This window comes from Kineococcus indalonis (assembly GCF_009906395.1).
In the GTDB taxonomy this organism is placed as follows: Bacteria; Actinomycetota; Actinomycetes; order Actinomycetales; family Kineococcaceae; genus Kineococcus; species Kineococcus indalonis.
Genome location: NZ_JAAALM010000188.1, coordinates 1 through 6,778, shown reverse-complemented (window position 1 = coordinate 6,778; position 6,778 = coordinate 1). Strand labels below are relative to the sequence as shown.

Annotated in this window: 6 protein-coding genes; 4 read left to right on the top strand and 2 right to left on the bottom strand. The window is 77.5% G+C overall.

Translation table 11 applies throughout. The features are described from left to right. Positions 1–601 (top strand): GerMN domain-containing protein (locus GTR00_RS10895; protein WP_205705535.1); only part of this gene is annotated, 601 nt, incomplete at its 5' end. Here the strand turns inward: GTR00_RS10895 and GTR00_RS10890 are convergent. Beyond that, complete coding sequence (locus GTR00_RS10890; protein WP_166611643.1) at positions 598–1,014, bottom strand: hypothetical protein; 417 nt, start codon at positions 1,012–1,014, stop codon at positions 598–600. The two genes, GTR00_RS10895 and GTR00_RS10890, sit on opposite strands and share 4 nt — an antisense overlap. A 195-nt stretch (positions 1,015–1,209) precedes the next feature. Between GTR00_RS10890 and GTR00_RS25760 the strand changes: the two genes are divergently transcribed. The 3 genes from GTR00_RS25760 to GTR00_RS10875 all read left to right on the top strand — a co-directional run bounded on the left by GTR00_RS25760 (position 1,210) and on the right by GTR00_RS10875 (position 5,128). Next, on the top strand, positions 1,210–2,496 hold the full coding sequence (locus tag GTR00_RS25760) for a PucR family transcriptional regulator (protein ID WP_166611642.1): 1,287 nt from the start codon (positions 1,210–1,212) through the stop codon (positions 2,494–2,496). 110 nt (positions 2,497–2,606) lie between these two features. Further along, positions 2,607–3,563 carry an ABC transporter ATP-binding protein gene (locus GTR00_RS10880; RefSeq protein ID WP_166611641.1) on the top strand — a complete coding sequence of 319 codons (957 nt, stop codon included), beginning with the start codon at positions 2,607–2,609 and terminating at the stop codon, positions 3,561–3,563. Further along, entirely contained in the window at positions 3,560–5,128 is a 1,569-nt protein-coding gene (locus GTR00_RS10875; RefSeq protein WP_205705534.1) for a hypothetical protein, read from the top strand. Before GTR00_RS10880 ends, GTR00_RS10875 begins: the two co-directional genes overlap by 4 nt. 52 nt (positions 5,129–5,180) lie before the next feature. On the opposite strand, the gene GTR00_RS10870 is transcribed toward GTR00_RS10875, so the two are convergent. Then, a complete protein-coding gene (locus GTR00_RS10870; protein ID WP_166611640.1) occupies positions 5,181–6,638 on the bottom strand; it encodes an alanine/glycine:cation symporter family protein in 1,458 nt (485 codons plus the stop codon). Positions 6,639–6,778 lie beyond the last annotated feature (140 nt).

Below are 6,778 nucleotides of genomic sequence, written 5' to 3'. Positions count from 1 at the left end.
GGCGGGGCTGCTCGTGGCGGTGGCCCTGGCTGCGGGCGGGTGCGGCACGCCCGCCGGCGGCGAGGTGCGGCACATCGAGGCCTCCGAGGTGCCCCGCGGGCTGCTGGAGGCGCCGGCGCACGCGCCCGAGGCCGATCCGGGCGCGACCGGCAGCGCGCTGGGACCGCAGGTGTACTTCGTCGACACCGAGCAGGTGCTGGTGCCGGTGCCGCTGGGCGCGGACGCCTCCGGCCCCGCGGGGCCGGAGGCGCTGCTGGCCGCGCTGCTGCGGCGGCTGTCCACCGGCCCCGGCACGGGTGAGCGCGCCGACGGCCTGGCCAGCGCCCTGGGCCCGGAGGTGGGCCTGGAGGTGGAGAGCCTGCTCGACGGCACCGCGCGCATCGCGGTCAGCGGCCTGGGCGACAACCTCGCCGCCGACCGGCAGCCGCTGGCGGTCGGGCAGGTGGTGCTCACCGCCACCAGCGCGCCGGGGGTGCGGGCCGTGCGCCTGGTGCGCGACGAGGAGGTGCTGGAGGTGCCGCTGCCCGGCGGCGAGCGCACCGCCGCACCGCTGACGCTGCAGGACTACGCGCCGCTGCTGCGACCGGCCGGCGCGACCTAGTCGGGCGGGCCGTGCGGCCCGGGCGGGGCGGCCTCCACGCGCAGCCACTCCAGCACGGCGATGAGCGCGCTGACCAGCGCGACGGTCAGGCCCACGACGGCGAGCGTGGACACCGGCGCCCCCATCGTGGAGAGCACCCACAGCAGCACCGCCAGCGCCGCGCCGAACCGCAGCACCGCGGGCCGGGAGAAGCGCGTCGACAGCGGCCGGTACGCGCGGGCCCGCCCCGTCGCACCGGCGGGCGCGGGGGCCGCGGGCGGTGCGCTGAGCAGGTCGTGGATGAGCCGGGCGCCGTCGCGCGCCGGGCGGTGGTCGCAGGTGACGTGCTCGCGCAGCTGCGCGGAGGTGCGGAAGCACAGGGTGCACTCCGTGCAGGCGTGGCCGGTGGGCACGGGGCCCGTCGCGGTCGACACGATCCTCACCGTCCTCACCGTCGTCACCGTCGTCACGGCCCCCGCGGGCGCCGCCCGCGGGTGCTCGCCGCTCACGGTAGGCCGCCGGTGCCGGCGCTTCCAGGCACGGCCCCGGACGGTCGGGGCGCCCGGACCTGCCGGTGCCCGGCAAGGTTCCGCTCCCCCTTCGCGCGCGCTGCTGCCACAGTGGGCGCCGTGCGCACGCGACGAGGCAGCGCAGGGGACGAGGGCGCCACCGGTGCAGCGACCGGTGGTGCGAGCGGCGGCGCGAGCGGCGGCCCGGCCGGGGCACCGGCGCGGGTGCTGCACGAGGTGGCGCTGGCGGCCGGTGCCGGTTCCGGGACGGGGGGCGCCGGCGCCGAGCTGCTGAGCGGGTACCTGCCGGTGCTGCTGCGCGCGGCTGCGACCGGCACCCGCCTGGACGAGGGCGAGCGCGGCAGGTGCCGGGAACTGGGCGTCGAGGCGGCGCGCCGCGGGGTCGCCCCGTCGGCGGTGGTGCGGCTGCACCTGAGCGCCGCGCGGCTGCTGTGGCCGCGGCTGCCCGCGCTGGCCGGCACGGTCCCCGGGGCACCCGCGGAACCCCCCGGCGCGCAGGAGCTGGGCACCGCGCTGCTGCAGGCCGCGGAGGACGCGCTGACGGCCCTGGCCGAGGGGCTGGCGGACGCCCGCCAGCGCGCGGTCCAGGAGGAGGAGGCCGTGCGGCGCGCCCTCGTCGACGACGTCCTGCGCGGCCAGGGCGACGTGGCGACCCTGCTGCAGCGCGCCGAGCAGCTGGGTCTGCGCCTGGCCGCGCACCACGTGGTCGTCGCCGTGCAGACGCGGGAGCGCACGGCCCGCGTCAGCCGCTCGGTGGTGCGGGTGCAGGAGGAGGTGCGCGCCCGCTGCGGGCTGCCCGTGCTGACGGGCAGCCGCCAGGACCTCCTGGCGTGCGTCGTCACCCTGCCCCCCGCCGGGCTGGGCCCGCCCGGCCTGCGGGAGCTGGCCCGCACCACCGCCGCGTGCGCCCGGCACGTGCTGGGCACCGAGCCGGTGCGCACCGGCGTCGGGCGCGCCCACGCCGGCGCGCACGGCGTGGCCCGTTCCTTCACCGACGCCCGGGAGGCGCTCGACGTCGCCGAGCGGCTGCACCTGCCCGAGGGCGCGGTGCTCGCCGACGACCTGCTGGTCTACCGCGTCCTGCTGCGCGACCGCGAGGCGATGGTGGAACTGGTGGGTTCGGTGCTCTCGCCGCTGACCGCCGCCCGCGGGGGCGCCGCTCCCCTGGTGCGGACCCTGGAGGCGTACTTCGCCGCCGGCGCGGTGGCCACCCGGGCGGCGCACGCCCTGGGCCTCAGCGTGCGCGCGGTCACCTACCGCCTGGGGCGGGTGCGCGAGCTGACCGGGTGCTCGCCCGGCGACCCGGACCAGCAGCTGCCCCTGAGGATCGCCGTGCTCGGCGCGCAGCTGCTGCGGTGGCCGGAGGAGCCGCTGCCGCCGGGCTGACCGCTCGCGCGCCCTTCCCCCCGCCCGGCACCCGGCGTACATTCCTGTGCGGGGTGCCGGGAAGCCTGGTCGGCGGTGACGATCCGCTGCGACCGGAGAGGTTCCCGACCATGGACGCGACCACGAGGACGACGCCGGGCGCGACGACCGGCGCGACGAGGGGCGGACCCGCGGTGCACGCCGTCGGGCTCACCAAGCGGTACGGCTCCACGACCGCCGTGGACGACCTGCACCTGCGGGTGCCGGCCGGGGAGGTGTTCGGCTTCCTCGGGCCCAACGGCGCCGGGAAGTCCACCACCATCCGCCTGCTGCTGGGCCTGGCCCGGCCCAGCGCCGGGTCCGCGCGCGTCTTCGGCGTCGACGCCGCCGACGTGGAGCGCGCGCACCGCCTGCTGGCGCACGTCCCGGCCGACGTGGCGCTGTGGCCGCATCTGACCGGCGCGGAGGTGCTGCACCTGCTGGCCGCCACCGGCCCCGGCACCGACACCGCCTACCGCGACGAGCTCGTCGAGCGCTTCGCCCTGGACCCCGGCAAACCCGCGCGCACCTACTCCACCGGCAACCGGCAGAAGGTCGCGCTGATCGCCGCCTTCGCCACCAGGGCGCCGCTGCTCGTGCTGGACGAACCCACCAGCGGCCTGGACCCCCTCATGGAGCGGGAGTTCCGCCGCGCCGTCGCACAGGCCCGGCAGCGGGGGCAGGCGGTGTTCCTCAGCTCCCACCAGCTCGCCGAGGTCGAGGCCGTCTGCGACCGGGTCGGCATCCTGCGCGCCGGCCGGCTGGTGGAGGTCGCCTCCGTGGCGGACCTGCGCAGCCTGCACCGCACCGAGGTGAGCGCCTCCTACACCGGGGCCGCGCCCCGGTTGTCCGGGCTGGCGGGGGTGGAGGCCGTGGAGACCACCGCCCCGGGACGGGTGCGCTTCACGCTGACCGGGCCGCCGGGCGCCGCCCTGGCGAGCCTCGCCGCGGCGGACGTCACCGCGCTGGCCGTGCGCGAGCCGAGCCTGGAGGAGATCTTCCTCGACTACTACGGCGAGGGCGGTTCCGGGGAGCAGGTGCGGCCGTGACCGGCCTGGCCTGGCGGCAGGTGCGTCGCGGCGCGCTGCTGGTCGTGCTGCTCGCGGCCGGGGTGCCGGCGCTCATCGCCACCACCCACGGGCGGGTGTTCGCCGACCCGGCCGACGTGGCCGGGCTGCGGGCGATCGCCGCGGACCCCGCGATCCGCACGCTGTTCGGCGAGCCGCTCGCCCTGGCCGACCCCGGTGGTTTCGCCGTGTGGCGCTCCGGGACGGTGACCGCGGTGCTGGTGGGCGTCTGGGCGGCGCTGACCACCACCCGCACCACCCGCGGGCAGGAGGAGCCCGGCCGCTGGACCGCGCTGCTGGCCGGGCCGGTGAGCCTGCGCGGGACGACCGCCCGGCACCTGGGCGTCCTGGCCCTGCTGTCGGTGCTGGCCGGGGCGGCGACCGCCGCGGCGCTGGTGCTGGCCGGCACCGACCCGGCCGGCGCCGCCGTGCACGGGGCGGGCACCGGCCTGCTGGGGCTGTTCGCCACCGCCGTCGCCGCGGGGACCTCCCAGCTGTTCACCACGCGCGCGGCCGCCTCGGGCGCCGCGGTGGCGGTCCTGGGGGCCGGGCTGCTGGTCAGGATGGTCGGCGACGGCGTCGGGGAGCTGTCCTGGCTGCGCTGGACCTCCCCGTTCGGGTGGGTGCAGCTCAGCCGGCCCTACGCCGGTGACCGCGCCGGGCCGCTGCTGCTGCTGGTGGCCGTCACGGCCGTGCTGGCGGCCGCGGCGCTGGTGGCCGCGGGGCACCGCGACGTCGGCGAGGGGCTGCTCGCGCACCGCTCGCACCGGCCGGCGCAGCGCGGGCTGCTGGGGTCGGTGGAGGCGTTCGCGCTGCGCCGCTGCCTGCGCCCGGTGGCGGGGTGGTCCACCGGGGTCGGCGCGTACTACCTGCTGCTCGGCCTGACCGCGGTGTCCGTGACCGGTTTCCTGGCGGGCAACGCCGGTGTCGCCGACATGGCCGGGCGGACCGGGTTCACCGGGCTGGACCGCGTGGAGGGTTTCACCGCCGCCGTGTTCACCCTGCTGGCCGTCCCCGTCGGCGCCTTCGCCGCCGCGCGGCTGGCGGCCTTCGCCGCGGCCGAGTCCGACCGGCGCCTGGTGCTGCTCGCCGCCGCACCGCTCACCCGGCTGCGCCTGCTGGGCGCGGAGGTCGCCGCCACCACCGCCGGCGCGCTGGTGCTCACCGCGGTCGCCGCGCTGGCCACGTGGGTGGGCGTCGCGGCCGCCGGCGGCGGGCTGGCGCTGACGGACGCCCTGCGCGGCACGTTCAACACGCTGCCGGTGACGCTGCTGTGCCTGGGGGTGGCCGTGCTGGCCGCCGGGGCGGGGCTGCCGGCGGTCACCGCCCTGGGGTGCCTGCCCGGCGCCGGCGGTTTCCTGCTGCAGGTCCTCGCCGACAGCGTCGACGCGCCGGCCGGGGTGCGGGGGCTGTCGCCGGTCAGCCACCTCGCGCCGGTGCCGCTGCGGGGGGTGGACTGGACGGCCGCGCTCGTGATGACCGCCCTCGCCGTGCTCCTCGCGCTCGCCGGCGCCGCCGTCCACCGGCGCCGGGACCTGCGCTGCTGAAGGTTGCCGCCGCGCAGGTCCCGCCGCGCACGTCCCGGCGCGCGGTCCCGCCTCAGCGGTCGGCGGGCACCCCGTGCCGGGCGTGCTCGCCGGTCCACACGCTCTCGGGCAGGTCGCCGGGCAGGTCCGGGTTGCCGACGGCGCGGAACACCGGGTCCCGGCCCGCGCGCACCTGGCGCTCGTAGTCGCGCAGCGCTCCCAGCGCCCAGCGGGCCAGCAGCACGATGGCCACGAGGTTCACCAGCGCCATCAGGCCCATGGCGACGTCGGCGAGCGCCCACACGGCCGTCAGCTCCAGCACCGCCCCGGCGCCGACGAGCGCGACCACCAGCGTGCGGAAGACGAACAGGCTCCACGACCGGGCGCGCAGGAACGACATGTTGACCTCGGCGTAGGCGTAGTTGCCCAGCACCGAGGAGAAGGCGAAGACGAAGACGAGCAGGGTCATCACCGGGGTCAGGCCGCTGCCGAGCTCGTGCGCGACGGCGGTCTGCGTGAGGGACGCGCCCTCCACCTCGGCGCCCGGCACGTACACCTCCGGGCCGGCCGACAGGATGATGAACGCCGTCGCGGAGCAGATGACGATGGTGTCGACGAAGACGCCGAGGGACTGCACCAGGCCCTGCTTGACGGGGTGGCTCGTGGTGGCCGTCGCGGCGGCGTTCGGGGCGCTGCCCATCCCGGCCTCGTTGGAGAACAGCCCCCGCTTGGCGCCGTTGAGCAGCGCGGCGGCGATCCCGCCGGTGATGCCGGCCGCGGCCTCGCCGACGCCGAAGGCGGCGGAGACGATCTGGCCGAGCACGTCCCCCAGCGCGGTGACGTTCATCAGGACGATCACCACGGCGAGCAGCACGTAGGCCAGGGCCATGAAGGGCACCATGACCTCGGCGACGCGGGCGATGCGGCGGACGCCGCCGAAGACCACGGGCGCGGTGAGCGCCATCAGCAGCAGCGCGCTCCACCCGGTGGGGACGCCGTGCCCCTCGGAGAGCACGGAGCTGATGGTGTTGGCCTGCACCATGTTGAACGAGAAGCCGAACGTGAAGATCAGCAGCACCGCGAAGAGCACGCCGCCGCCGCGCGACTTCAGGCCCCGCTCGATGTAGAAGGCGGGACCGCCGCGGAAGGTGCCGTCCTCCGCGGGCACCTTGAACACCTGCGCGAGGGTGGACTCGACCAGGGCGGTGGCCATGCCGACGAGGGCCACCACCCACATCCAGAAGACGGCACCGGGGCCGCCGAGGGTGAGGGCGATCGCCACACCGGCGATGTTGCCCGTGCCGACCCGGGAGGCCAGGCCGATGGCGAACGCCTGGAAGGACGAGATGCCGCCCTCCGCGCCGCTGCGCGAACTGCCGACCTGGCGCAGCATGCGCCCGAACAGCCGGACCTGCACGAACCGGGTGCGGATCCCGAAGTAGATCCCCACCCCGAGGAGCACGTACACCAGCACGTACGTCCACAGGACGTTCGACACCGGGTCGATCAGGTTCTCCTGGACGAAGTCCATCCGTGCCTCCGCGTGTCGAGGTGGGCGTCGCGCGCTCGCAGCGGCTCGGACCGCTGCGACCGGTCGAAGACCCTCGGACCGCACGGTCGCGGCGGGGGCCGCTCCCGGTCGGGTGGCTCAGTATGTCCGCAGCCCCCCGC